We start from the raw sequence: 2,050 nt of genomic DNA on the forward strand, positions 1-2,050 counted from the left end.
GGGCGGGAAGGTGATCGATTCCCGCGGCCTGGGACCGACCGGGATCGAAGCGCGCAGTCGGGCCGGGGGAGGGAGGAAGTGGGCCGACGGCGGGTTGACGGGCACGCCGGCCGCCGCGGCGCCGGATCGGCATGGGTTGTACGGATCGGCGCGGGAGGCGCAGCCGCTTGTCGATGCGGCTGCCGAGGGCAGAACGATCTAGCGGGCGCGCCTGCGCCGACTGGGTGGCCGGTTCGGCGGATGGGCGGGCCCGCGATTGTCCCGCGGTCGCTGGCGCACCCCTCGCCGACTGAGCCCCAGGATGCGCTGCTGTGCGATGCGCTCCTGCCGAAGACAGCGACCACGATCCACGCCCCGACCGTAGCCGCCATCTGCGTCTTCCGCCTCCCTCGTCACATGGTGTTTACCTCGTCCCCGGCGTGTCGCTGGCTCTCGCTCACCATCCTCCCCGGCCCCTGGGCCGCCCCTGATCGGTCTTCAGACGGCCGGTGACCCCTTGCCGGCGGGTGACCCTCAGGGCCGGCGGGTGACTCTCAGGGCCGGCGGGTGACCCTCAGGCGGCCAGCGGCGTGGAGGAGCGCCCGCCGTGGCCCGGCGGGTCGGCGCGCCCGGTGGCGAAGGCGGGCTCCAAGGCCAGGTCCAGCACCTCCCGGACGTCGGTCACCAGGCGGACGGTGAGCGCGTCGCGCACCGGCGCCGGGACGTCGTCCAGGTCCGGGCCGTTACGCGCCGGCAGCAGCACCGTGGTGATGCCGGCGCGGTGCGCGGCGAGCAGCTTCTGCTTCACCCCGCCGATCGGCAGCACGCGCCCGGTCAGCGACACCTCGCCGGTCATCGCCACATCCGCCCGGACAGCAGCGACGCCAGGGCCGTCGTCATCGTTACCCCGGCGCTCGGCCCGTCCTTCGGCACCGCACCCGCGGGGACGTGCACGTGGACACCGCGGTCGGCCAGATCCCCGACGGGAAGTTCCAGCTCCACCCCGTGCGAGCGCAGGTAGGACAGCGCGATCTGCGCCGACTCCTTCATCACGTCGCCGAGCTGCCCGGTCAGGGTGATCCCGGCCCCGCCGGTCTCCGGGTCGGCCAGCGACGCCTCGACGAACAGGACGTCACCGCCGGCGCCGGTCACCGCCAGGCCCGTCGCCACTCCCGGGAGGGCGGTGCGCTCCGCCGACTCCGGGTGTGCCGCGGCCGGCCGATGTAGCCGGGCAGGTTCCCGGCATCGATCGTCACCGGCAGGGTGGCCTCGCCGAGCGCCACCCGGGCGACGATCTTGAGGCGGGTAGAGAAAAGTTGCGATGACCCCAGATGTGGCAGGGGACCCCAGCGAGGCCCGCATGCTCGGGGCTTCGCCGGGGTCCCAAGGGCCAGCCGGCGGAGGATTTGGAGTCAACCCCGCCGGCTGGGGCTCAGATGCACTGACCTCGAACCCGGGATCACGGGATCACGGGATCACGGGATCATCATGGCCATACAGGTCGTGGTCAGGTCAGGCGCCACGTGGCATAGCCACGCGCCAGGGCGGCTCGGTTCTGAGCGGCAAGGCTGTCCGACTGCGCCGCTCGCATGCTCCACAGTCCCGCCACGTGGCAGGCGAAGGCGGTCCGGTCCTCGTCGGTGCCGCCCGCCCAGCAGTCCAGCCCCGCCGCCCACTGCTCGGCCTGCTGGCGGGTATGCTCGGCGCCAATGAGACGGATCACCATGAACGCGGCGTCTACCCAGCCGGCACCCTGCGCCGGCCAGCCCCAGTCGACCACCCAGACACGGTCCTCTCTGATCATGAACTGGTGGGCATGAAGGTCGGTGTGAATCAGCCGGTTCCCGGCCACGGCGTCGACCACAGCGCCCGCGTGGACGGCCGCAGTGGCTACGTCCCAATCGGGGAAAACTCTAGCTGGAAGCGTTTTTAGATCCTCCCACCAACCCGTGTTGCGCCATCGATCGGAAAGCGAGCGCAGACCCTCGCCGGTCCGGCGGGAGATGTCGTTGACGACGTCCCGGACGCGGGGTAGGTCAGGAGAGCCGGGGATGAGGTCCGCTGGTTGGCC

General features: G+C 72.0%; 2 protein-coding genes and 1 pseudogene. 1 reads left to right on the top strand and 2 read right to left on the bottom strand.

Translation table 11 applies throughout. The annotated features are described in order from the left end of the window. Positions 1-202: hypothetical protein (locus AC08ON_RS17440; RefSeq protein ID WP_476617371.1), on the top strand; the 202-nt coding region annotated here is incomplete at its 5' end. A gap of 351 nt (positions 203-553) precedes the next feature. On the opposite strand, the pseudogene AC08ON_RS17445 reads toward AC08ON_RS17440, so the two are convergent. Together AC08ON_RS17445 and AC08ON_RS17450 are read right to left on the bottom strand one after the other, a co-directional pair. Next, positions 554-1,277, bottom strand: a pseudogene (locus tag AC08ON_RS17445) (S16 family serine protease); the annotation flags it as partial. Positions 1,278-1,486: 209 nt separating this feature from the next. Next, positions 1,487-2,050: BUD32 family EKC/KEOPS complex subunit (locus tag AC08ON_RS17450; protein WP_476617372.1), on the bottom strand; the 564-nt coding region annotated here is incomplete at its 5' end.

This window comes from Frankia sp. CoWAU3, from assembly GCF_977971855.1.